Source organism: Bowmanella sp. JS7-9, assembly GCF_004329715.1.
Classification (GTDB): domain Bacteria; phylum Pseudomonadota; class Gammaproteobacteria; order Enterobacterales; family Alteromonadaceae; genus Pseudobowmanella; species Pseudobowmanella zhangzhouensis.
Genome location: NZ_JXSY01000011.1, coordinates 188,198 through 211,767, shown reverse-complemented (window position 1 = coordinate 211,767; position 23,570 = coordinate 188,198). Strand labels below are relative to the sequence as shown.

The window sequence follows — 23,570 nt, the reverse complement described above, 5'->3', positions numbered from 1 at the left end:
GGAATATTGGTGGGCAGACGACTAGTGTTGGTGATGATGGCTGGGCTGATAGTGTTATCAGGCATGCTGCATGCTCAGTCTCAGGTTTCCGAGGCACAGCTGAAGGCTGCATTTATTGCCCGATTTAAAGAGAGTATTCAATGGCCTGAAAACCGCGCGACGCTCAACGCACTGTACTGGGGTAACGACGACGAATACTGGCAAAGCCTGCAACAAATGTCGCAACGCCCAACCGGTAAAAAATCGATCACCCTGCGCCGAATTAACCGACTCAGCGATATCCAGTCGGCGGACATCCTGATCCTCGCTGCCAATCAGAGTCGCGAACTGGAAGCAGTCAACGGCATTATTGCGCGCCACGCCACATTAGTAATCAGTGAAGGTGAGAACAACCAAAATCTTATCGGTATCAACTTCAGGGTCAAAGACGAAGGTACCCTGAGTTTCGAATTGAACCGCTATAACCTGGTATACCAGGGCCTGTCTTTAGATGAAAACTTTGTGCTGCTGGGTGGGTCGGAAATTGATATCGCCAGCATGGTACGCGATATGTCTGTCAGGCTGTCCGAGTCTACCGGCTTGATCACTAAGTTAAATTCACAAATTACCCAGCTCAACCAATCGCTTGAAGACAAACAGCGCCAGCTTACCCATAAAACCGATGAACTAGCGACGCTCAGCACCAATCTGCAAAAAGCACAATCCGACTATCAACGTTCGATTCAACAGATCAACGATGAATTAGCGTCAGCACGCACAGAGCTCCAGCGAGAATCTGACCGGGTCGAACAAAAGCAACGTGAGGTATCCGACAGTCAGCAGGAACTATCGCAACTTAGTCAGGAGCAACAAAAGCTCAACCAGCAGGTCATTGAAAATATTGAAAAAATCAGAACGCAGACGCTGCAACTCAGTGAATTGGAGCGAAATCTGCACGGCACTGAAAGCCTGCTCGAGAGCACCGTACAAACGGTACAGCAACGCACGCAAGGCTTGTATATTAGTCTTGTGGTCTTGGGCTTACTGTTACTTATGGTGTTAATGATGTATCGCCAGTACCGCACCAAACAACGCTTAAGTGAGCTACTCGTTGCACGAAATCAGGAATTGCAACAGGCCAATAAACAGTTGGTCGCCACCCAAACACAACTGGTGGAGGCAGAGAAAATGTCGGCGCTGGCGAGCCTGGTGACTGGCGTGGCCCATGAGGTGAATACCCCTTTGGGTTCGGCAATCACCGCAATTTCCAGTTGCTCTGATGTGATTGATGAGCTGTTATCAGACTTCAACGCTAATCGCCTGAAACGCAGTGAATTTGTGCAAAAACTCAGTCTTACAGTGGAATCCTCCCATATTGCACTGAATAACCTGATGCGCGCGGCCGAGTTAATTCGTAGTTTTAAACAGGTGTCGGTAGATCAGGTGGCAGAAGATGCCAGAGAGTTTAATCTGGACAGCTACGTGGAAGGAGTCACCACCAGCCTGTATCACGAATGTAAACGCCGGGGAGTAACCATTGAACGCCACTGTGACCCGAGCCTTAGCATTTACAACTACCCTGGCGTGCTGTCGCAGATACTGACCAACCTGATTATGAATTCCATGGTGCATGGCTTTAAAGAGACCGAATCGCCCCGAATAACCATGACATTTAGCGAGCAACAGAATGACATTATGTTGCGCTATCAAGACAATGGCTGCGGCATTACCGAAGCTGTGCGTCCGAAAATATTCGACCCCTTCTTTACCACCAATCGCGCCAACGGCGGATCCGGCTTAGGTCTGCATATTTGCTATAACCTGGTCACGCAAAAAATGGGTGGGGCGGTCAGCTGTTTACCCAGCGAAGGTGGTGCGCTATTTGAGCTGCACTTTGCCAAAGATATACGCAGCCACTAAACACTTACCCTTTTAGCCAGTTTTACAGGCGTTTTTCTGCATATAAGTTATTGTTTTAAAAAGTATCCTCAAGCATTGAGAAGCATTATGTTCGGTCGAGCACACGTCCACCTCCTATTCGCCCTGTTGTTAGTCACACCATCTGCGTTTGCCGATACCGAACTACATATTCAGCAAGCGGCATTAGTTCAACCCTTCGGTGACCAAGCGGGTAGCAAAGCCGATACACTGATTTTTACCCTGCAACACAGCAGCAACTGGGCTTATGGCAGCAATTTTTTCTTTGTGGATACCATCCGGACCCGTTACAACACCGACTTCTATGCTGAGTGGTATCCCAGTCTAAGTAGTGCCAAAGCCTTTGATTGGCAGTTTTCAGGCTGGATAAAAGACCTGCGCCTGGTGGCCGGCATCAATGCTGGCGCAGATAGCAACGTCATGAAGTACCTGCCCGGCGTGCAAATAAGTTGGGATATGCCCGGCTTTACCTTTTTTAATACCATGCTGACTGGCTATCTGGATGACAATCAGGGCCTCGCCTCCGGTGGCGCGCCGCGAGAAGGGGATAGCTGGATGCTGGATATTGCCTGGCGTTACCCGATCAGCACATCCTCACAAAAGTTTTCTATTGAGGGACACGCAGAATTTATTCAGGGCCGTAGCACCGAACTGGCAAATGTGCGCAAGAAAGACTGGGTACTGGCGCAGATTCAACTGCGCTGGGATCTGGGCCATGCTTTGTGGAACACACCTAATCAGTTGTTTGTAGGCACCGAATATCAAATCTGGCGGAATAAACTGGGCACATCACTAAACGAGGATGTCGCACAAATATTAGTGGTGTGGCGCTTTTAGTCGTCCAGCCCCAGCCCAAGCTGGCGCTGCTGCATATAACTTAACAGCGGCGCCGCATCCGGATGCTGACTGGCCGATAAACCCGTCACAACGCCTTGTTGATCTGCAGCGCTGCGGTGCTGACCAAGCTTCTCTTTGCCCTGCACCTCATCCAGTTCAATACGAAATGCCACAATGGCCTTACGTAACTTGTGTTGATAGGCCATATCGCTGTCGGAAAGACGGTTTTGCCAGCCCGGCTCATATTGCGCCATCAACTGATCAAGAATATCTGCAGTTAGCGTTTCATCAACCAGCACAAAACGACCATAGGCATGCACTGCCGCATAATTCCAGGTCGGCACAGCTGGCCCTGCCGCATACCAGGCAGGAGAAATATAGCTATGTGGCCCCTGGAAAACAGCCACACAGCGCTGCCCTTGCAACGATTTCCAGTGGGGATTGGCCCGTGCCATATGCCCGATTAACACGCCGAGACCGTCGGTTTCAGTCACCCACTGCAAAGGCACATGGGTGACCTGCAAATCCTCACCTGCCAGCATGGCAAAGCCAAATTTACCAACAAAGTCCCGCTGAACATCCACATCGGTTAACGCCATATTTTTCGGGGTATACACCGCATTACTCCTAACGCCTTTGGTGCCAATTTGGCTAACACCACACAGATGTACTTGTTGAAAATGTTACTTCGCTTCTTTTTCCTTGCGCATCTGCTCAAAGAAGTGAGACGACAAGCTGGTCAATTCCAATGCCCATGTCGCGCCATCATCCTGTGAATTCTGAATCATCTCGAAGCCATAGGCGCCGTTTGAAACCAGAAATAACCCGTGATTTTTGGTCGTCCACAGTTTGTCGGACAAGGCATTTTCATTAGAAATCTTAAACCAGTTCAGACCACCGTTTTTAGAGGCATAAATCCCCTCGTCACTGAATACGCCCCCTACTTCTAATATAAGGTCTTCACGCAGCACCAATGGCGCCGATGCTTTAACGGAGTATGGGGAATCTGTCTCTGTCCAGGTTTGTCCGCAATTAGCAGAATAATGAGTCTTGGCGAATACACCAGCGAATCCACCTCCTGCTCCGGTCAAAATGCCCACGTAATCGTTCGATGCCGCAGCGGCGACGGCGATAACCGGACGTTTATCTGGCGTGCTGTTTTCGGTCCAATTACCACTTGCGAAGTCATAACACTTCACACTGCCGTCAACTGACGCGCTAAACCCGATACCGTTCGGTCGACGCCAGTAGATACCGTAGCGCATGCCATCCCAGGTGTTCATTCCCACTTCGGCACGGTTTATTTGTTGCCATTCACCCTGTTGCAGATTGCTCGACTGATACAATTCGGTAAAACCGTCACGGGTTAACGCAACAAACCACTGGCGGTAGTCTGGCGAGGAATGAATGAAATCTACTTTACCGTCAGGTAAGTTGCCTTTGTTCACTTCAGTTAACTTGCCTTCATCAGACACGGTATATAGCAGACCAAATTCATCGACCAACACGGCGATCTCATCGCCCTGCTCATAGGCTGCGGTGGCCACTATCTGGTGCAGATTCTTATTGCTGGATAACGTCCGCCACTTACCGTCTTCACTGCGGATCAGCGTCATCCCCATACGGGTGCCTGCGATAATTTTTCCGTTGGTTAACTCAGAAAAATTACTCACGCCCTGTGGATGGACGAGCGCAAATGCTTCTACCACATCAATTTCCTGATGCGGCTTCGACCAGCCATAGAATGTTCCGGTTTGCAGAACTTGCTCAGTTGGGAAGAAGCGTGCCACCAGCTCGTCATTGGACACAATGTACTGACTGCGCCCCACGCCGGCTTTCAGATCCAGTGCGGAGAACACCAAACGGCCCAAATCAGCCACTTCACCGGCTTTTACCGTGAATGTCCCCAACACGGAGGCATCATCAATATTCAGATACTTGCTCCCCGTGGGAATAGCCGCAGCCACTTTTGAAATACGATACTCACCGGCCGGTAGCGAACCCCAAAACAGCGATGTACTGTGAGATTTGCCCCCAATTTGGTTATACAGCAGGTAATCTTCGGACTTCTTGCCCATCAGGCTTTTAACCGTCACTACACTCAACGGTGGAATCTCACCTGTGTTTACGGTGGTAGACATCAATACCAGTCCGGATGTCTGCCGGTTCACCTGAAAATCACTGATACTGCCAGCCGTATTGGTGGATTGGCAGCCTGACAGCAACGCAAATACAGCCAGCAGAGACGCGAGTTTCCTCAACATTTTGATTTCCTTTGTTGTTATTATTCTTTGACTAAAAAGCGTTCAAGAATAATGGTTCCATTACACAAGTGTAAAGCGAAAAGGCGCAGTAAACCGCGCCTTTTCTAGGACATAAAAGCACTTAGGGCTGCACTTGCCACCAACTGGCCGCGCCCCGTCCATTCACCTCTGGCTGGTACATGGCCTCTATCTGACTCCCCGGCGCCAGATAGCGTCCGGCAAAGCGTACTTCGGCCTGGTAACTGAAACGGCTTGAGCCACTTGGTAACCAATATGGGTAAAAGAACACTTTGTTCTGGAATGCCTCCACCGGGGTGCGCGGCCAACTGCGCAGCCCACCCAGCTGTTGGCTATCTTGCTGCACCACGTGCCAGCCGGCAGGGACGAAGTCGGTTAGCGCTATCTGTTTACGCTCGATAGGCGATTCGACCAACAACTCCACCTTGATGCGATCGCCGATCGCTAGCGGCGTATCCACATCAATCACCTGCCAATTCTGTCCTTGCAGACGATACACCTGACGTTTCACCGTTAAGCCATTGCGCTGCACCGGCAACTGCGCCAGCGACTGCTGGAAACTGGTATCCAGCCACAACATATTTTGCGCAGGTAACGTCAGATTCAGCTGCCACTGCTCATCGACTTTTTGCAGCGAGTCGGCCTTTATCTCATGCATAACCGGCTGCTTCGCATAGCCATGCAGGGCAACCGCACACACAGCGTTGGTCACAGTGTTACCAAAGCGTCCCTGTTGCGCCTGCTCCCGTAATACCTGAGCCAGAATGTGCTGATGCTGTTTATGGGTGCTGGGTAACACCATCAATGCCAGACACCGACTCTGGTTATCACCAAAGCGGCTGCTACTGGTGTCCTGATAGCCCGTATCCAGTAATGTCTGCATGTCGCCTTGTACGTCATCACCTGCCCACTGACGCGCCAGCAATAATTTAAGCTGTGATTCCGGGCTGTTGTGGCCAAGGTCCTTCACCGCCAGCTTTGCCCCCATACCCGCTTTAGCCAGTGCCAGGTTGGCCATCAGACGAGCATCATCACTTAGGTCGCTGTTATCACGAATTGCGCGGGTACGTACCACCAGTGGTGCAAATTCAGAGGTAAAGTCGACACCCACATCCTTCAACCAACTATGTGCCAGCAAGGTATAGGCAGTCAGCCATTCACTGTCGTCAGTCTGCGGGAAATAACCATAGCCATCGCGGCTGATAAAACGTGCCTGCTCGGCCAGCAATGCCTGTAATTCTGCTTTACCCTGCGGCCAGATTTCTGCCGCTTGGGGGTTGTAGGCATAGGCCAGTAGCCGCGACAGGATCTGCTCCCAGCATTGATGCAGATAATCACGGTTATACACCAGCTCTGCCTGCCAGTTGGGACTCACCTCACTGGCATCAAAATAGCGCAGATTCAGTGAATCAGGCAGCATCGCCTGACTAACCCGCACCGCCTGCTGCTGCAAGCTATCGAACAACCAGCGCGCTGCTACCTGATTGGTCGTTGGCACCAATGCCAATGCCGCCCGACTTTCAAAATCCGGATTTTGCAGTGAAATTAAGCGCAACTGATGGGAGCCCTGCGCCAGCATCGGCAGGCGCAGCGAGCGGTTGGTCAGCCCGGGCGCCAGTGTCAGGGTTAAACGTGCCAGTTCCTGATCGCCATTGAGCAATACATAGGTGTCGGTCGCGCTTACATCGGTGAAATTATTGAAGCTCAGATTCAGCTGAATCTCATCATCGACAAACGCGCGTTTCGGCGCGCGCAGGCGATATTCCACATCCTGTTTTACCTCCAATTCGCTGATCGCGATGCTGCTGCCGGAGGCATGCACACCCAGCGCCAACACCTGCCAGCCGGACAGCAACATCGGCGCGTGATAAGTCAGCGTCGCGGGCTGCTGTTTGCCTACCGCAACTATCCCCAGCGATTGGCTATGGGCAAACAGGCTATCCGGTAGTGGCTGCGTTGACTCATCGGCTTCTAGCCGCGATCCAGTCACTTCAATGGCTTCTGTCGTGTCATTTCTGCTTACCCGCTGCGATTCTGCCTCTGCCATCATCATGGGTGCCATTTGCCGTATGCTGGTTTGTTTGGCCAATGCATCCAGCTGTTCAGGGGGTAATTTGTCGCTCAATTGACGCGCGATATCCTGCCATGCACCATAAAAATCATAGCCATTTTGGCGTAAATCGCGGGACAGGCGTTCCATCAGATCCGGCATCACCTGTTCAGCCATTTCAAACAGGGCTTTATCCACCAGCCAGACCTGTACATCGGCATCCTGATCACTTTGCACAATCAGGCTTTGCTGAGTACCGGGTTTCACCTCCTGCTGTTTTGGCGTCACCCGAATAATTGGTGGCGGATTGGCTGGCAGCACCTCAATGTCAGCACTGGCCTGATAGCTGCGTGAGCCGGCCTGCACATCCTGTTGTTGCGCGCGGGGGAGCTGCATATAAGCGTAAAGGCGCGCACTGGGCAGGTCAGCCGCAGAAAAAGATAATTCAATTGGATTCGCGCCAACTTGCGCGGCTATCTGCCAGTGCTGTAAACCCCGCGGGGTTTGCAATACCAGTTGCACTGTACCGGCGATATCGGACTGCAGGTTAAGCTTAAGCCCTTTACCGGCACGGGTGGCCAGCGTCTCGCCCTGCAATGGTAAAATCTGTAGCCCGGTAATCTGGCGCTGATTATCCAGCGGGCGCCAGCCCAGCCACAGGGATTTGATCAGAGTAGGCTGATTCGGCGCGCTGAACTGCACCTGAAAATTGTCCGGGCGGTTAGCCGGTAACTCACAGGTTTGCGAAGTCTTGCTTAACAGGCACTGTCCCAGAACTTCCTGCACGCCGAAGTTATCGGCGATAAAGCGCAATTTTGCCCCTGCTGGCGGTAGAGCCGGCTCGCCGTTTGCATTGAGTAACATCACCTGTAATGCGTTTTCCTCAACGCGCACACCCGGATACAGCGTCAGCCCGCGATAAAGTTGAGTATGCGAGAAATTGCGGGTTTCGCCCGCCGCTGACGTCACACTGATTTCATTGGTTACCCACAAAAATGGCCAGGCTGCGCTTAAGCTTGGATAGCCCAGTTGATATTCACCCGGCGTGGTCAGCTGACTGATTTCACTGGAATATTGCGGCAAAGATTGCGCACTTTCGAAATCAAATTCGAAGTCCTGCGGCCAGCTATCCGGCGCATGCCCCGCATCAACCTCGGTATGCACCAGCACTTTCGCTTGCTGTATCGGTTGGCCATTAATCTGCAGCAACGAGAAGTCGACCGTTTTACGGGTATTTATCGGCAGTTGACCGTTATCGTCAACAAAGCTGAGGCTAAATTCCGGCGCGATATACTCCTCGACCCGCACACTGGACAGGTATTGCGTACTGTTATCTGGCCCTTGCAATATCAGGCGGTAATGACCGGGTTTAGCATCATCGGCCAGGGAATAACTGAATTCCGCCAGGCCAAAGCGGCTAAGGTTACTGAGCGGCCAATTGGCTAATTCGACTCGCTCATCGTCCTGCAGCGTCAGACGGTACTGACTCATATCGCCAGCTGGCTTCCAGCCCTGATTAAAGCGTTTTACCAACGCGCCGATGTGCAATGTCTCTCCGGCCTGATAAACCGGCTGCGCTATCCAGGCAGTCACCAGCGGCTGCGACGCTTTTTTATTGCGCACGTAACGACGTTGTAGCTCCAGCAGGGCCGAATCATCGCCTCGTTGAGCCCACAAATAGCAATCTTCACGAAATACCGGCGCCAGCTCAGCCACCTGCAACCACCCGCTGGCGTCTGTTTGCCCTAGTGCAGTAATGCCACTGGCACACACCCGACTGATGGCAACATTGTTAAGCGGCGCGGCCTGTTGCCAGTCAAATGCGCCCACCAGCAGATCATCCTGATTCAATGCCACCAGATTAAAAGCAGCCCGCTGGGCACTGGCCCCCTGAGGGCCATAAGCAACGTTTTCAATTGGAACTTGCATTTGGACCTGTCCAGACCCGCTGTCTAACCAGCGTGCCGGGTCGACTTCGTTGCCTTGAGTGTCTTGCCAGATTGGCGTGGGTTGTTGTTTTGCAAACAGGTTACGGCCACTGGCTAACCAACGTTGCAGATCCTGCGGGGTCTCGATTGGCCACACATAGGCGTCTTTACTGGCAAAGCCGTATTGCTGCACCTGCCAGTTAAGCGGCGCATCTGCCTCAGTCACTAAATTGGGCGGAAGTAACATCCAGTACTTTTCCGGCGCCGGCGTGGTCAAAGCTACCTCGGGCGTGCTTTCCAGTGAACTGCCGAATACATCCTGTAGCCCGCTGAGATTCAGGCGGTAATCGGAGAGAGGCTGCCACGCTGGATAATAGTAAACCCCATCATCGGCGAAAATGTCCTGAATATTGGGTGACTGGCCTGCGTCGTCTTGGATAAATGCCGCGTTGCCTTTGGCGTACAATGATGCCAGTGGCCGCGAAAAGCCGATAATGATGCGGCCACTTTTGCAAACCAGCGGCGCAGCGCCATCTTCATTTAAGCGGGTGCGGGTGCCGTTGCCTTCTTCACAAAACAGCCCCAGATAGCGGAAGTGCTCAAAATACCGTGCCTGACCCAGTTCGGTAACGGTATTCATGCGGTCGCTTCCGGCAGCCGGACGATAACCAGCATCGATATAGAAGCGATAGACGCCCGCCTTAGGCGTTTGCAATGGCGCAATGCTAACACCCTGTCGCCAATAATTGCTTAACGACTCGCCGGCAGAAAGAGCGACTTTGCTGCCATCTTCGTGCTCTGCCCACAGATGTCCCTGCAAGCGGCTGAAATCCAGCGGAAAATTCCCGTCGAAAGTGATACGCGCATTGCCCGGGAAAGCGCTAGCGCGGTAATCATGCTCCAGCGTCAGGCGTGGCACTGGCGTTGCAAAGGCAAAGCGGGCAGGCTCGGTTAATTGCTGACCTTTGGCAATAAAATCGCGGGTTAAGGTGGCGACAAAGGCTGCGTTGGGCGGCAGTGACTTTTGCAGTTCACATGCCAGCCTGGTTTCGCTGACAAAACGCCAGTCGCAAGCCAGGCCCGGACCTTGCAGCGTAATCGCGGCCAGTTGCTGATCATTGGGCACTTCGCCCTGCAGCGCCACATCAGTGCCAAACTGAAAGACAATCTGTTTGGGGTTGCCGGGGTTGTCCAACGTAACCGCCGTCACCCCCAAGGCAGGTAACGCCCCGTGACCACTGGCTAGGCAACTGCTGAGTAATAAGCTAACAATCGGAATTAAAAATGATTTTTTCATAGTGTGCCCAGCCTGGCGGTTTTTCCCTGAACGAATGATGAACCTCATTGGGGTTAGCTCATCATGAAAGACAATGTGCAATAAAACCAGCCTAACCACCAATTGTGGCGAAAAAATGGAAATTGCCGGTGCCAGCTTATCTGCGCAGCAGAATCTGGTTATAGTGTTGGCAAACAGTCGTTAAAAACCAACTACCTATGAGTAAACGTATCGCGCTGATTGAGGATGATGCCGCCATCCGCGAGAACTACACCGCAGCGCTAAACAAGCAAGGTTACGAAGTCAAAGCCTATCCAAATCGTGCGTTGGCAGAGCAGGCTTTTGCCAATCGCCTGCCGGATCTGGCCATTATCGACATTGGTTTACAGGGTGAGATTGATGGCGGTTTTGCGCTGTGTCAGTGGTTGCGCAACCAGAGTAAAACCCTGCCAATCATCTTTTTTACCGCCCGGGATAATGATTACGACACCATCTGTGGCCTGCGTATGGGCGCCGATGATTACCTGACCAAAGACATCAGCCTGCCACATTTGCTGGCAAGGATTGCGGCGTTATTCCGCCGTACTGAATTGCTTAATCAACCCATCCAGCAACAGGATTTGCTCGAATGCGGGCAGTTAGTGATGGACAGTAATCGCATGACCGTAAGCTGGCACGGTCAGGCCATCGAGCTGACTGTGACCGAATTCTGGATGCTGCACGCCATCGCCAAATACGCCGGCCATGTAAAGAGCCGCCAGCAACTGATGGACGAGTCACGCATGGTGGTCGACGACACCACCATTACCTCTCATATCAAGCGTATCCGTAAAAAGTTTATCCACACCGACAGCCAGTTCGATTGTATCGAAACGGTCTACGGTATGGGTTATCGCTGGAAGTGCTGATGCCACATCTACGTATCGGCATTCGCCTCAAACTGGTTCTGCTGTCGTTATTCCTGTTTGCCATCCCCTGGCTGGGTTATCGCTACGTGTGGGAGCTGGAAAGCTTTCTGCGCCTGGGGCAGGAACAAACGCTGGTTGGCACGGCGCGCGCGGTGGCAACGGCACTGCATGAACGCCCCGCACTGTTTGATAAGCAATCGGCGTTTTTACCCAACGTAAAGCCCGGTACCGACCTGTATGCGCATAAATTGCCCACGCCTATCCGCCTCGATGGTGACCTGAGCGACTGGCAGGAAATGCGCCATCTGGCCACCTGGTACGACGATAAATACCTCATCGATCCGGTTGAGCCATGGCAACCGGCCAGCCTGAGCTTTGAGCATATGGTCGGCCAGTATCAACAGTATCTGTATGCGCTGTTTGCCGTGCTGGATGACGTGGTGGTGATGCGCCCACCAACCAGCGCGCGGGTCGACGGCAATGATTTTTTGCAACTGTCCATGACCAGTGCCAATGGCGAGTTTGAACGCTATATCATCGCCCCTTATCAATCCGGCTGGGTCAATGCGTATCGGCTCAGCGAGGACGACACTATGCGCCCGGTTAGCCTGGAAACCCGTATTCAGGGCTACTGGCAACAAACACCGCAGGGTTACAACATCGAGCTGCGTTTTCCGCTGGCCATGACCGACGGCAAAATCGCCTTTGCGATTAACGACATCGACGACCCGACCCAACGCGCCCGCCAGTACGCGATTGGCACTGCCAATCCAGAGCAGGTTGATTCGCTGGGTACTGTGCTGGTGCCATCACCAGAAATTGAGAACATTATCAAAGGGTTACAATACTCGGATGCAAGGGTTTGGGTGGTCGACAAACACATGCGGGTGTTGGCACGCTCCGGCTCCATTAGTGAAGCCAGTGGTATCCATGCCCAACCAGACAGTGACCCCAGCCCGATGTGGGACGCAATCAAACGCCTGCTGCAGCCGCTTTATGACAGGATTCTGACCCGCCCTCCGGCAGATTTTATTGATGAACTCAACGATGCCTACGCATTGCAGGGGCAGGATATCGCCAATGCCCTGCAGGGTCAGGCAGATACCCTGTGGCGCTTAACCCCGGATAACAAAGCGGTGATCCTGTCGGCTGCCCATCCCATTTATATTGACGGTCAGGTGATGGGCGCAGTGGTCGCCGAACAAACCACCCATGGTATTCGTACGCTGCGTAATCAGGCGCTGGAAAAACTGTTCAACGTAATTCTTGCGGTCATGGGGCTGGGGACACTGGCGCTGTTTTTGTTTGCTTCACGCATGAGTTTTCGCATTCGCACCCTGCGCAATCAGACCGAGGGCGCCATCGATAGTCATGGCAAAATAATCGGCACCTTTACCCCGTCGCCGACCCGGGATGAAATTGGCGACTTATCCCGTACCTTCCATAACGTGCTGGAGCGACTAAGTCAGTACAACCAATATCTGGAAAATATGGCCTCACGCCTGAGCCATGAGCTGCGCACACCGGTAGCCATTGTCAATTCGTCGCTGGAAAATCTGGCTATGGAGCAGGACAAACACAGCCCCTATGTTGAGCGCGCACAACAGGGCATTCAGCGTTTATCGAAAATTCTCTCCAGCATGAGCGAAGCCACCCGACTGGAGCAGGCCATTCAGCAACATGAGCGCGAAGCGTTTGCCCTGCGCGCTGTGGTACAAGGTTGTGTGATGGGTTACCAAAGTGCCTACCCACAGCACAGCTTCGAACTATCGGGTGACAGCGATCTCACCCTGCAAGGTTCGCCCGAATTATTTGCCCAGATGCTGGACAAAATCATCAGCAATGCCTGTGATTTTGACGATGGTCGCACGCCAATTCAGATCGTGCTGGCTGCCAACGCCCTGACCATTACCAACAGCGGCCCATCATTACCCGATGGCATGCAGGATAAATTGCTGGACTCCATGGTATCGATGCGTTCTGCTCAAGAAGATGGCAATCAGCCTCACCTTGGGCTGGGCTTATATATTGCACGCCTGATTGCGGAATATCATGGTGGGAGTATCAGTTTACAAAATATGACTGAACACGCTGGCGTGGCTGTGAAATTAAAGTTCTAGCTAGCAATCAACGGACAGCGGTGAATGCCGATTTGGATAATCGGCCAGCGATGCACTCGCCTAGCTCTGTCCCTCATTCTTTGTCTTAATTTTGAGCGCCGCACGGTCATAACACTCCCTGATTTCACCCAGATTGACTTGTTGATCACAAATTAACAAAATTTGCAGCAGCAGTTGTCCGTCGACCGTTCCCTGACTGAACTTAGAGCGTAAATTAGTGGTTTTTTGACGCACGTTAAATTGTGACCATAACTGTTTTGACAGTTCATCATGGTCAATACCTGCTCGTTTAATAAATGCGGGGAGCCAGGTTTTAAGCGTCTCTTTCCATTCCAACTTACTCACCACCAGCAAATTTTCCATTGCCTGACTGATGGCTGGATCTTTCTTGGGCATAGCTGCCATTCGTCCACTTGTTATCAATGCTTACAGCATACGCGACCATTCAATATTTTCAACATTAATTAAATATTTTTAATTTTTATTGATTATTTTAAATCTCAAACTTATAGTCGATGTTAAATTAGTCAACCAAGGATGTTGTTATGAGCTGGACTGTGGAAACCATTGAACAGCAATTTATCGAAAGCGGATTTTTTGCCCGATACGATATCGTTGCGCAACGTAGGGAAGATTCACTGCTTCTGACCTTTACCACCAGAGGGGATCTCCCGGTAGTACTGGTCGTTGGAGAAAAGCAGATACTGGCTGAAGTGGCTCTGGTGGAGCGTGATGAATTTACTGATCCCAAAGAAATTGATTATCGCCTGTTAACAACCCACAAATATCTGCCACTAAGTTGTATCGCCATTCAAAGCATTGCTGGCACAGATTGGTACGTGTTGTTTGGGGCACTGTCGATTCATTCGAAAATCGAAGTCATCGGTGAAGAGTTGATTGAACTGGTGAACAACACGTTCTCAGTGATTGATGCACTGGAACCCCTATACAAATTCAACAATTAAGTGGCGCCAAGCGCACACAAGGAGAATTATCCATGAACATTTTCAGTAAAATTTTTAGTGCTTTAAAAGGCGGCGCCAACGAAATGGGCGAAGCGATAGTCGATGCTAACGCGATTCGGATTTTTGAACAGGAATTGCGTGACGCAAGGGCTGACCTTGCCAAAGCAAAAGAAAGCGAAGTGTCGCTGGTTGCAAGTAGAAAGCAGTCGGAAGCGAAGCTGGCACACATCACTCAGCAAATTAGTGAATACGAAAATCACGCACGTAAAGCGCTGGAACAAGGTAACGAAAATCTGGCATTAGAGACTGCAGGCCGGGTGGCTTCATTACAAAATGAGCATACCCGCTTACAAGCTGATATCGGCGGATTGCAAGCTAGCTGCGAAAAGATTCGACAACAAGTCAGTAAAACCGAGCGCGAGATTCAGGAAATGGAAAACCATCTGGCACAAGTCAAAGCCACTGACTCAGTGCAAAAAGCGCAGGAATCGATTCATAGCAACATTTTGGCGGGCAGTTCTTCGGTAACGTCTGCGAAAGAGAGTCTGGAGAGAATCAAAGCCAAACAGGCCGCTTTTGATGCCCGTCAGGCTGCGGCGGAAGAGCTGGCAACACAGGATGACCTCGATAAGCAATTAGCAGATGCTGGAATCAAGAAGAACGGCGTTTCCGCACAAGACGTTTTAGCTAAATTGCGCAGCGAATAATAACTGCGCGAATAAAAAACGTTTTGGTCCATTGGATTGGCAATGCTATAAGGTCGGTCCTCAGGATTTCGTAGACAAGGAGTTTGCTTATGCTGTCGTTCCTCACAAACGATGCTAATAGTCTGTTCAATATTGCGGTGCTCATAGTGATTGCATTGGGCATCATTGAAGGACTTGGATTATTGGTCGGTCTCAGCCTGGCCAATGCACTCGACTCATTAACTCCCTTCGACATCGATGTCGATTTTGATGCCGATGTATCCAGTGGTGGCTTAACAGCATTACTTGGGTGGTTGTGTTTGAACCGACTACCTCTGATGGTTTGGTTGGTGCTGTTTCTGACCTGTTTCGCTATTTGCGGATACCTCATCAATTTCACACTGATGAAATTGCATCCTGCTCTTATGGCTGGTTGGTTAAGCGCATCTGGCGCCCTATTGCTAGGAAGTTTGCTAACCAACAAAGCTGGTAAACGTCTTGCCAAGCTGGTCCCAAAAAACGAGTCGAGCGCAATTAGTACAGAAACCTTTGCCGGACGCATTGCCACAATTACTTCAGGCAACGCACGTCAGGGTTACCCGACTGAAGCAAGCTTTGTCGATAACTTCCAACAAAAACATTATCTGCTCGTGGAACCAATTGAGGCAGATGAACAGTTTCAAGCCGGCCAACAAGTTGTGCTGGTACAAAAAGGATCAAACGGATGGCAGGCCACCCGTTTGTCAGTGGAATAACGTGTAAGGAACTCACTAATGTTAGAAACTAACAACACTATGTTTATTGTTGCCATGGCTGCCATATCCTTAATTGGCATCCTGACAATTGCGCTAATTCTGGCCAAATTGTATGTACGTGCGACCAAAGAAATGGCTTTTGTACGTACCGGTTTGGGCGGGGAAAAAGTTATCAAAGATGGCGGTGCGATTGTCCTGCCAATTTTGCACGAAACCATACCGGTTAATATGAACACGCTGCGCATTGAAGTAGAGAAAACTCAAAAAGACGCACTGATCACCAAAGACCGGATGCGAGTCGATGTTAAAGCAGACTTCTACTTGCGAGTGGCGCCTAACGCTAACGGCATTTCTATGGCTGCGCAGACTCTCGGCACTCGTACTACACGTGCCGAGGAAGTGAAAAAACTCATGGAATCTAAATTCGTCGACGTTCTGCGTGCGGTTGCAGCAGAAATGACGATGACCGAAATGCATGAGCAGCGCGCCGACTTTGTGCAAAAAGTACAGCAAAGCGTTGCCAACGACCTGGAGAAAAACGGTCTTGAACTGGAGTCCGTATCACTCACCGGATTTGACCAGACTGACCTGCAATTCTTCAATGAAAATAATGCATTTGACGCAGAAGGCCGCGCACGCCTGGCCAAAATCATCGAAGAAAAGCGTAAGGAAACTAACGATATTCAGCAGGAAAACCGCATCAAGATCGAACAACGTAACCTTGAAGCGGAGAAAATGTCGCTGGAAATTAAACGCGATGAAGAAGAAGCACGCTTGTTACAGGAGCAGGTGCTGGCATTTAAACGCCAAGAGCAAAAAGCAGAAATCGCTAAGCAACGTGAAATGAAGCAACGGGAAGAACGCGAGGCTGAGATCGCGAAAGAACGCGCCATCGAAGCAGCTGAAATTGAAAAATCCCGCGAAATTGAAACACAGGAAATCGCCAAACGTCAGGCGCTTGAACAGGCTCGCATTCGTCAACAACAGGAAGTTGAAGTTGCTGAACAGGTGAAACAAATTGCAGTCGCAATCAAGTCCGAAGAGGAATCCGCCGCCCGCGCCAAGGCTGCCGAAGCGGAAAAAACTAAAGTCGAAAAAGAAGAAGCGGTTATCACTGCCCGCCAAGTCGCTGACGCCAACCGCCGCAAAGAAATCGAAGTTATCGATGCGAAGAAGGAAGCAGAACGTGACGCAGTAGGGATCACTGTCGAAGCTCAAGCCAAGAAGGAAGCAGCGGAAAATACGGCAGCGGCGATTCTGACTGAAGCTAAGGCCAATGCCGATGCCAAGAAATTACAGGCAGAGGCAGATGAAAAAGTCCTGGCGGTCGAGGCGGCCGGTAAACAGGCTTTATATGAAGCAGAAAACACACTGAAAAATGAGCAAATTGAACTGCAACGCGCCTTGGCAATTCTGAAAGTGCTGCCAGAAATCGTCGCGAATGCCGTCAAACCACTGGAAAATATTGAAGGGATCAAGATTTTGCAGGGTTATGGTGCAGCCAACGGCCAGCAGGGTGCTTTATCAACTTCCTCTGGAAATGGTGGCTTAGCCGAACAAGTTACCGGTGCTGCACTCAGTTATCGCGCGAATGCCCCGGTGGTTGATGCATTACTGCAAGAATTAGGGCTAGTAGAAGGGGAAAAAGGTGGGCTTAGCGACCTTTTGACCGGCAATAGTCCGATGCTTACCCGGGCTAATGGGCATCTGAATGGTCAGTCTGTGGAGTTATCTCCCAGTCCACAAGCCGATCAGGAACATTAAAAAATCAGCCGCCTCTTCAGGCGGCTTTTTTTATATTTTATTGCGCTGGCGCAGGGTTTAATTGGCTGGGCTATTCAATACTGGCTGCACACCTCGTGAGGGAGAAACAAAAGATGAGTGACGAACAGCACACTATTGATGTGCAGTTAACATTGCTGGACGGCTACAAATTTGAAGTGGATTTTGGCGAAATGGGTCAGTTATTTACCGACGAACCTCCGCCACTGGGCAAGGGGCATGGCCCGAACCCGGGTAAATTGTTGATTGCGTCGGTGGCCAATTGTCTGGCCGCCAGCCTGATGTTTGCCATACGCAAGTTTAAAGAAGACCCGGGTAAAGTGTCCGCCAATGTGCGTGGAGATATGCAACGCATCGATGGTCGCTGGCGCATCACACACATTCAGGTGGATCTCAAACTAGGTAAAACGGCAGCGGAGATGCCCCATCTGCAGCGAGCATTGGCGCAATTTGAAGACTTTTGTATTGTGACCCAAAGCGTGCGCAGCGGGATTGATGTGACGGTCAATGTCACCGACAAGCAAAACCAGCCTCTGATGCTAAAGCCCTGACAAAGCAGTAAAAAAGCCATACATTGGTCATTCTTTAAGCAAGACGGATGGCCACATATGTTCTCTTACACTGCAATTGCTCTGCTTGGACTGGTGCTATGGACGCTGCTACTGTTGGTGTGGATGGAAACACTGCGCAGTAAACTGGTGATCAGCGGGGCCATTGCCTCTAATCAGTTTCAGCCGGATAACGGCAACCTGTCTCCCTTTATGCAAAGACTCGCCAGAGCCCATGCAAACTGTGTAGAAAATCTGCCGATTTTCGCTTCGTTAATGCTGTTGGCAATCAGCACAGAGTCGCACTTTATTACCGATTCGTTGGCGATGTGGTTGCTGTTGTCACGGTTCGGACAATCCTGTATCCACCTCGTCTCCCTCAGCGTCTGGGCGGTCAATCTGCGCTTTAGCCTTTTTGTGGTACAGGTGGCCATCGCGCTTTACTGGACCATTAACCTGCTGATCCATTTTCATCAGTGATGCAACTGTATCAACTAAGTTTACCGTTACTGGCACCGCTGTTGCTGCAGCAGGGTAAACGCGTTCGCCGCGATACTCTGCGGCTGCCGGAGGCCGAAGGGGACAGAACAGGCCAGCAAGGACATGGCCGGCCTTTACGGTTACTGATTTTTGGCGATTCTGCGGCCGCGGGTGTTGGTGCAACACATCAACATCAGGCACTTAGCGGCCAACTAATCCAATGTCTGACACCGCATCACCCTGTCGATTGGCAACTTATCGCCCATAGTGGCCTGACGACCGCTAACGCTTTGGCGTTCCTGCAATCCCAATCGCCCCGACCGGCGGATGTGTTGGTGCTCAGTCTTGGGGTGAATGATGTTACGTCACGTATCAGCGTAAAAGAATGGATATTCCAATACGAAAAACTCTTAAATTTCGCCCGTCAGCAGCTGGATGTCTCACATATCCTAGCCACCGCCGTACCACCCATGCACCAGTTTCCGGCATTGCCACAACCGCTGCGTTGGTACTTAGGCCAGCGTGCGCAGCACTTTAATCAGACTCTCGCCGCGCATTTACACTCTGCCAATGACGGCGAATTTGTTAGTATCGCCGGCCAGTTAACCGGCCAGCATATGGCTAGTGACGGATTTCACCCGGGCCCCGCGATATATCAGGCATGGGCCAACACCATCGCAAAGCGGATTTTGACCCGATTATCAAAATGACAGAACAACAACTCATTCAAGCACTCACCGCGTTATGTGAACAGTGCAAACAAGACAACAACGGTTTTGGGTGGCTTACCCATACCGGGCGACCTACCTCCCCCGTGGTGATTGCCGTTTTCGAACATGAAGCGCAGCGTATTGCCGCATTAAAAAGCGGCTGGGATGAGGTGTTCTCACAGCGCCTTGACGCTCATCTGGCTGGGTTAGATTGCAGGGTAAAGTCCATACGCTTCGACAGTGAGCAGGCCTGCACCCAAATCAGCAACGGCAACTGGGAGCGCCATTTACAGCGCAAACCCCATTAAAAAAGCCGGCATTGGCCGGCTTTTAGTCAGTACTCAGGTTTATTCAAAGAAACCTTCATTGGCTTTCACCGTTAACGGGTGATAGCCGGGCTTGGCTTCCTCGAAGGCTTTCTTACCGAATGCCTTGCCTTTTTCAGTCTTGGCCAGTTCGCGATACAGCGGCTTGACCAGTTTATTACGACCGATATGGGTCAGGTAATCATACAGACGCGGCAGAGCAGGTTCATACCAGTTACGCACCACATGCATCAGCCAGCTGTGGGCAATCTCATTGTTAGTGGACTTGGTTAAACCCAACGCGGCATCCAGTTCAGCCAGTTGCTCTGCGCTCAACTGCTCAGGCAAATTATTCAGGAAGAATAACCACTGGTGTGTGGTCCAGGCTTTGGTATCAATATCCGCCGCCATGACTTCGCCATTGAGCCAGTTGTTACGGGCCTGATCGACAATCGCAAACGCGTCTGACTGCGGTACCGGTGCGCCTTCCGGAATACCCGGGGTGAAGATCCATTGCTGAATACGCTCCTGAGACAGTTGCTCAGGATATTGCTTCAACAGGGTTTCCTGCAGGTAAGTTAAAAACTCATCGGTGGTGATACTCTGGAACGCGAAGTGCTTAAAGTAGCCCATCAGGAACGCATCGAAATTATCACGGCCAATCTTTTGCTCGATTTCACGCAGGAATAACGCGCCCTTCTCATAAGGGATATTCGAGAACACATCATCCGGGTCACGACCACGCAGGTCGATGGCGAGGATTTCGTCGCCCTCTTCTAACGAGTCGACGTCCGCCTGCAGATCCTGATAACCCAGCACGGCTTCCTGATTAAAGCGGTCTTCACCATAGATAATTTCCATAATGCGATAGGTCAGATAGGTGGTGAAACCTTCGTTCAGCCACAGATCACGCCAGGTGGCGTTGGTCACGGTATTCCCCGACCAGCTGTGTGCCAGTTCATGGGCAATCAATGATACCAGTGACTTGTCGCCGGCAATCACGGTTGGCGTGATAAAGCTCAGGCGCGGGTTTTCCATGCCGCCAAACGGGAACGACGGTGGCAGGATCAACAAATCATAGCGGTCCCAGCTGTACGGCCCATAACGCTTTTCGGTGGCAATCAGCATGGATTCGGTATCTTCAAACTCTTTCGCCGCCGCATCCAGCATCGCCGGCTCTGCATACACACCGGTACGCTCGCCCATCGGCTTAAATTGCAGATCACCCACGCCCAGCGCGATCAAATAAGACGGAATCGGCTGTGGCATATTGAAATGATATTCACCATCACGGGCGGTATTAGGATCATTAGCCGCACTCATTACCGCCAACAATTCTTTCGGGGTATGAATCGTCGCTTCGTAAGTTACCCGCACCTGCGGAGAATCTTGCAGGGGGACAAAGCTACGTGCATGGGTCGCTTGTGCCTGAGTAAACAGGAATGGATGTTCTTTACCTGCAGTTTGTGCCGGTGTCAGCCATTGCACACCTGATGCGTCAGGCGAGGTCGCGTATTCGATGGTCAGGCTGGTGCCCTCGGCCGGCAGGTCGATGGTTAATGGTGCACCCATATGATCGCTGGCTTCACCCAGGGTGTAATTCAATGGCTGGCCGTTGGCAGTGATACTGCTAATGGTCAGATCACGGGTATCTAATACCAGTTGCTCAGCAGCCGGATCGACTTTGCTGAAATCCAGCGTGGCGGAACCACTGATGATGTTGGTATCGAAATTGACGTTCAAATCCAGTGCCAGGTGCTTTACCACCACCTGCTCAGGATTAGAGAATGAATGATAATCATGGCCGGCCAGCATCTCTGCATGGCTATTCAGCATTTCTTTGGCACCGTGCTGTGCCTCAGTAACCGTTTGCTCTGGCGCAGGCTGGCTGCACGCAGTCAAACCAGCGGCGGCAAACAGCGCCAATAATGTTTTTGTTGGAGTCATGGAAGGTTTCCTTGTTGTAACCCGCTAATACTACTGGCTTGCACGCCCGTTGATAAGTGGTTGGCACATATTTGCGTGCCATTTACCCGTTTTAGCAGTTAGAACACATCAGGTTCCACAAAACGTGCGGTAACCCACATCACCATTTTCAGGTACATCCTGATAGCGACCGGTTAATGCACTTTGCTGGTAGGGTTGGCTCAGAACCTGTAAAAAATCCTGCATATCCGCTAACCCGGCATGTTGCTCATAGTGGCTGAGTAATCGTTCCACATGGTGGTTACGCGGAATTACAACGGGGTTTGTTGTGGCCATTAATTGCTGTGCTTGTTCATCGGCGGAAACGCGTGCCAACCAACGCTCAACCCACTGGCCCAGGCTGGCTTTTAAAGAAGAACAAACAGTTTCATTTGTGAGGCTCTCGCCAAGTTGCGAGAAGGTATGGGTGTAATCCAGCTTGAGGGTTTCCATCAGGGCCAGCAATTCCCCGATAAGCGCCGCGTCCTGTTCACTGTGGATATCGCGCAGACCAATTTTATTCGCCATCATTTGCTGATACTGTCGCGTGTAGTGTTGATCGAAGCTATCCAGAATCGGCATCACTTTGTCGACCGCTTGCTGCTGGTTCTGGTCAATTAAAGGCAATAAGGCCTCGGCCAGACGCGCCATATTCCATTTGCCGATGCCGGCCTGATTGTTAAATGCGTAACGCCCGTCCCGATCGATGGAGCTGAAAACCGCATCGGGGCGGTAAATACTCAGCATGGCGCAAGGCCCAAAATCAATGGTTTCACCACTGATGGCGCAGTTATCTGTATTCATCACACCATGGATAAAGCCAACCCGCATCCAGTGCACCATGAGGCTAATCTGGCGCTGCATGACCGCATCAAGAAACTGTAGCGCCGCGTCCGGAGCCTGGCTATCGATGTGCGGATAATGACGCGCGATGCTGTAATCCAACAGTTTATTCAGCGCGGGCAGATTATCCCGCGCCGCAAAATACTGGAATGTACCGACCCGGATATGGCTACTGGCAACACGGGCCACCACGCCTCCCGGTACTGACAACTGGCGGAATACCCGCTCACCTGTGGTACAGACAGCCAACGTGCGGGTGGTAGGTACACCCAGATGGTACATGGCCTCACTCATAATATATTCGCGTAGCGCCGGGCCAATCCCGCAACGACCATCTCCATTACGGGAAAAGGGTGTGCGCCCTGAGCCTTTTAAATGCAGATCCCAGTGTTTGCCCTGGGTATCCTGCAGTTCACCCAGCAAGTGGGCGCGGCCATCGCCCAAATAGGGATTGAAATGGCCAAACTGATGACCAGAATAGGCCATCGCAACCGGCTTCGAGCTGGGATGTAGCTGATTACCACTGAGAATCTGCGCCAGTTGCTGTTCACTGGCATCAATAGCCAAATTGGCCATTAACGGCCGGTTGAGCAATAACAATGTCGGTTCGGCAACCGGAACAGGCTGGGCGGCAACCGCAAACTCTTCGCCAAGTTCCTGATAGCTATTGAAAAATTTCATGAGAAAAGCCAGCTAATCGAATTAAGTGTGTTATACGTAACACCATTGAGTAAGGATGTTTGACGCCCGTCAAACTGCAAATGGATATTTCTGCTAGGCTGCATGATTCAAATTTTATGACATGACGGCATACCCGCACAGGGGTGTTATGCCACAGACAACAGGAGAGTAACAATGAAAAAGTTTTTGGTGATCGCCGCAGCTGCGCTGGCATTTAATGCCACTGCAGGTGATGTTGCCGCCGGTAAGGCCAAAGCCGCTGTTTGTGCTGCGTGCCATGGTGCCAATGGCATCTCACAGATCCCCATGTACCCCAATCTGGCAGGCCAGAAAGAACAGTACCTGCAACTCCAGCTTAAAGCCTTCCGCAGTGGTGAGCGTAAGAATGCCATCATGAGTGGTCAGGCCGCTGCCCTGAGCGACGCGGATATCGATAATCTGGCCGCTTACTTTGCCAGCCTCAATCCAGCAGGCTAACTGATACGGCCACTGGCGTGCGATGCCAGTGGCTTTAAACAGAACTAAACATTCT

At 51.3% G+C, this 23,570-nt stretch carries 19 protein-coding genes; 13 read left to right on the top strand and 6 right to left on the bottom strand.

Features of this window, described 5'->3' with window-relative positions:
- Window positions 1–9 precede the first annotated feature (9 nt).
- A complete protein-coding gene (locus tag TK45_RS06405) occupies window positions 10–1,899 on the top strand; it encodes a YfiR/HmsC family protein (RefSeq protein WP_165490722.1) in 1,890 nt (629 codons plus the stop codon).
- Window positions 1,900–1,986: 87 nt separating this feature from the next.
- Entirely contained in the window at window positions 1,987–2,754 is a 768-nt protein-coding gene (locus TK45_RS06400; RefSeq protein ID WP_131257811.1) for a hypothetical protein, read from the top strand.
- Here TK45_RS06400 and TK45_RS06395 read toward each other — a convergent pair.
- The 3 genes from TK45_RS06395 to TK45_RS06385 all read right to left on the bottom strand — a co-directional run bounded on the left by TK45_RS06395 (window position 2,751) and on the right by TK45_RS06385 (window position 10,311).
- A complete protein-coding gene (locus tag TK45_RS06395; protein WP_254426552.1) occupies window positions 2,751–3,371 on the bottom strand; it encodes an FMN-binding negative transcriptional regulator in 621 nt (206 codons plus the stop codon). The two genes, TK45_RS06400 and TK45_RS06395, sit on opposite strands and share 4 nt — an antisense overlap.
- Window positions 3,372–3,437: 66 nt before the next feature.
- Window positions 3,438–5,018, bottom strand: a complete 1,581-nt coding sequence (locus TK45_RS06390; protein ID WP_131257810.1) for a hypothetical protein — start codon at window positions 5,016–5,018, stop codon at window positions 3,438–3,440.
- A 121-nt stretch (window positions 5,019–5,139) separates the two neighbouring features.
- Window positions 5,140–10,311 carry an MG2 domain-containing protein gene (locus tag TK45_RS06385; protein WP_165490721.1) on the bottom strand — a complete coding sequence of 1,724 codons (5,172 nt, stop codon included), beginning with the start codon at window positions 10,309–10,311 and terminating at the stop codon, window positions 5,140–5,142.
- A gap of 197 nt (window positions 10,312–10,508) precedes the next feature.
- Here TK45_RS06385 and pdsR point away from each other — a divergent pair, with 197 nt between their 5' ends.
- The gene (gene pdsR / locus TK45_RS06380; RefSeq protein ID WP_131257808.1) at window positions 10,509–11,198 is read left to right on the top strand and encodes a proteobacterial dedicated sortase system response regulator; all 690 of its coding nucleotides are present in this window, start codon (window positions 10,509–10,511) and stop codon (window positions 11,196–11,198) included.
- Entirely contained in the window at window positions 11,198–13,318 is a 2,121-nt protein-coding gene (gene pdsS / locus TK45_RS06375) for a proteobacterial dedicated sortase system histidine kinase (RefSeq protein ID WP_131257807.1), read from the top strand. The genes pdsR and pdsS overlap by 1 nt, the downstream gene beginning before the upstream one ends.
- A 60-nt stretch (window positions 13,319–13,378) precedes the next feature.
- Here pdsS and TK45_RS06370 read toward each other — a convergent pair whose 3' ends face one another.
- A complete protein-coding gene (locus tag TK45_RS06370) occupies window positions 13,379–13,723 on the bottom strand; it encodes a DUF6471 domain-containing protein (protein WP_217350812.1) in 345 nt (114 codons plus the stop codon).
- Between the two features lie 140 nt (window positions 13,724–13,863).
- Here TK45_RS06370 and TK45_RS06365 point away from each other — a divergent pair, with 140 nt between their 5' ends.
- The 8 genes from TK45_RS06365 (at window position 13,864) to TK45_RS06330 (ending at window position 19,552) form a co-directional block, all read left to right on the top strand.
- Complete coding sequence (locus TK45_RS06365; protein WP_131257805.1) at window positions 13,864–14,283, top strand: DUF2170 family protein; 420 nt, start codon at window positions 13,864–13,866, stop codon at window positions 14,281–14,283.
- 32 nt (window positions 14,284–14,315) lie between these two features.
- Window positions 14,316–14,990, top strand: coding sequence for a PspA/IM30 family protein (locus tag TK45_RS06360; protein ID WP_131257804.1), 675 nt, complete (start codon window positions 14,316–14,318; stop codon window positions 14,988–14,990).
- Between the two features lie 89 nt (window positions 14,991–15,079).
- Window positions 15,080–15,724, top strand: coding sequence for an OB-fold-containig protein (locus TK45_RS06355; RefSeq protein ID WP_131257803.1), 645 nt, complete (start codon window positions 15,080–15,082; stop codon window positions 15,722–15,724).
- Between the two features lie 39 nt (window positions 15,725–15,763).
- The gene (locus TK45_RS06350; protein WP_371414265.1) at window positions 15,764–17,488 is read left to right on the top strand and encodes a flotillin family protein; all 1,725 of its coding nucleotides are present in this window, start codon (window positions 15,764–15,766) and stop codon (window positions 17,486–17,488) included.
- Between the two features lie 113 nt (window positions 17,489–17,601).
- Entirely contained in the window at window positions 17,602–18,057 is a 456-nt protein-coding gene (locus TK45_RS06345; protein WP_131257801.1) for an OsmC family protein, read from the top strand.
- Window positions 18,058–18,114: 57 nt separating this feature from the next.
- The gene (locus TK45_RS06340) at window positions 18,115–18,534 is read left to right on the top strand and encodes an MAPEG family protein (RefSeq protein ID WP_131257800.1); all 420 of its coding nucleotides are present in this window, start codon (window positions 18,115–18,117) and stop codon (window positions 18,532–18,534) included.
- Window positions 18,534–19,244 (top strand): SGNH/GDSL hydrolase family protein, encoded by a 711-nt coding sequence (locus tag TK45_RS06335; RefSeq protein WP_131257799.1) that lies wholly within the window; start codon window positions 18,534–18,536, stop codon window positions 19,242–19,244. The genes TK45_RS06340 and TK45_RS06335 overlap by 1 nt, the downstream gene beginning before the upstream one ends.
- A complete protein-coding gene (locus TK45_RS06330; RefSeq protein WP_131257798.1) occupies window positions 19,241–19,552 on the top strand; it encodes a hypothetical protein in 312 nt (103 codons plus the stop codon). Before TK45_RS06335 ends, TK45_RS06330 begins: the two co-directional genes overlap by 4 nt.
- A gap of 39 nt (window positions 19,553–19,591) precedes the next feature.
- Here TK45_RS06330 and TK45_RS06325 read toward each other — a convergent pair whose 3' ends face one another.
- Together TK45_RS06325 and TK45_RS06320 are read right to left on the bottom strand one after the other, a co-directional pair.
- A complete protein-coding gene (locus TK45_RS06325) occupies window positions 19,592–21,496 on the bottom strand; it encodes a M1 family metallopeptidase (protein WP_131257797.1) in 1,905 nt (634 codons plus the stop codon).
- A gap of 108 nt (window positions 21,497–21,604) precedes the next feature.
- Window positions 21,605–23,038 carry a YdiU family protein gene (locus TK45_RS06320; protein WP_131257796.1) on the bottom strand — a complete coding sequence of 478 codons (1,434 nt, stop codon included), beginning with the start codon at window positions 23,036–23,038 and terminating at the stop codon, window positions 21,605–21,607.
- Between the two features lie 174 nt (window positions 23,039–23,212).
- Between TK45_RS06320 and TK45_RS06315 the strand changes: the two genes are divergently transcribed.
- Entirely contained in the window at window positions 23,213–23,515 is a 303-nt protein-coding gene (locus tag TK45_RS06315; RefSeq protein WP_131257795.1) for a cytochrome c, read from the top strand.
- Window positions 23,516–23,570 lie beyond the last annotated feature (55 nt).

Bases quoted from the DNA above. Each gene is read 5' to 3' on its own strand.
- TK45_RS06400 (WP_131257811.1), top strand. From the start codon at position 1,987: ATGTTCGGTCGAGCACACGTCCACCTCCTATTCGCCCTGTTGTTAGTC.
- TK45_RS06390 (WP_131257810.1), bottom strand. From the start codon at position 5,018: ATGTTGAGGAAACTCGCGTCTCTGCTGGCTGTATTTGCGTTGCTGTCA.
- TK45_RS06385 (WP_165490721.1), bottom strand. From the start codon at position 10,311: ATGAAAAAATCATTTTTAATTCCGATTGTTAGCTTATTACTCAGCAGT.
- pdsR (WP_131257808.1), top strand. From the start codon at position 10,509: ATGAGTAAACGTATCGCGCTGATTGAGGATGATGCCGCCATCCGCGAG.
- pdsS (WP_131257807.1), top strand. From the start codon at position 11,198: ATGCCACATCTACGTATCGGCATTCGCCTCAAACTGGTTCTGCTGTCG.
- TK45_RS06370 (WP_217350812.1), bottom strand. From the start codon at position 13,723: ATGGCAGCTATGCCCAAGAAAGATCCAGCCATCAGTCAGGCAATGGAA.
- TK45_RS06365 (WP_131257805.1), top strand. From the start codon at position 13,864: ATGAGCTGGACTGTGGAAACCATTGAACAGCAATTTATCGAAAGCGGA.
- TK45_RS06360 (WP_131257804.1), top strand. From the start codon at position 14,316: ATGAACATTTTCAGTAAAATTTTTAGTGCTTTAAAAGGCGGCGCCAAC.
- TK45_RS06355 (WP_131257803.1), top strand. From the start codon at position 15,080: ATGCTGTCGTTCCTCACAAACGATGCTAATAGTCTGTTCAATATTGCG.
- TK45_RS06350 (WP_371414265.1), top strand. From the start codon at position 15,764: ATGTTTATTGTTGCCATGGCTGCCATATCCTTAATTGGCATCCTGACA.
- TK45_RS06345 (WP_131257801.1), top strand. From the start codon at position 17,602: ATGAGTGACGAACAGCACACTATTGATGTGCAGTTAACATTGCTGGAC.
- TK45_RS06340 (WP_131257800.1), top strand. From the start codon at position 18,115: ATGTTCTCTTACACTGCAATTGCTCTGCTTGGACTGGTGCTATGGACG.
- TK45_RS06335 (WP_131257799.1), top strand. From the start codon at position 18,534: ATGCAACTGTATCAACTAAGTTTACCGTTACTGGCACCGCTGTTGCTG.
- TK45_RS06330 (WP_131257798.1), top strand. From the start codon at position 19,241: ATGACAGAACAACAACTCATTCAAGCACTCACCGCGTTATGTGAACAG.
- TK45_RS06325 (WP_131257797.1), bottom strand. From the start codon at position 21,496: ATGACTCCAACAAAAACATTATTGGCGCTGTTTGCCGCCGCTGGTTTG.
- TK45_RS06320 (WP_131257796.1), bottom strand. From the start codon at position 23,038: ATGAAATTTTTCAATAGCTATCAGGAACTTGGCGAAGAGTTTGCGGTT.
- TK45_RS06315 (WP_131257795.1), top strand. From the start codon at position 23,213: ATGAAAAAGTTTTTGGTGATCGCCGCAGCTGCGCTGGCATTTAATGCC.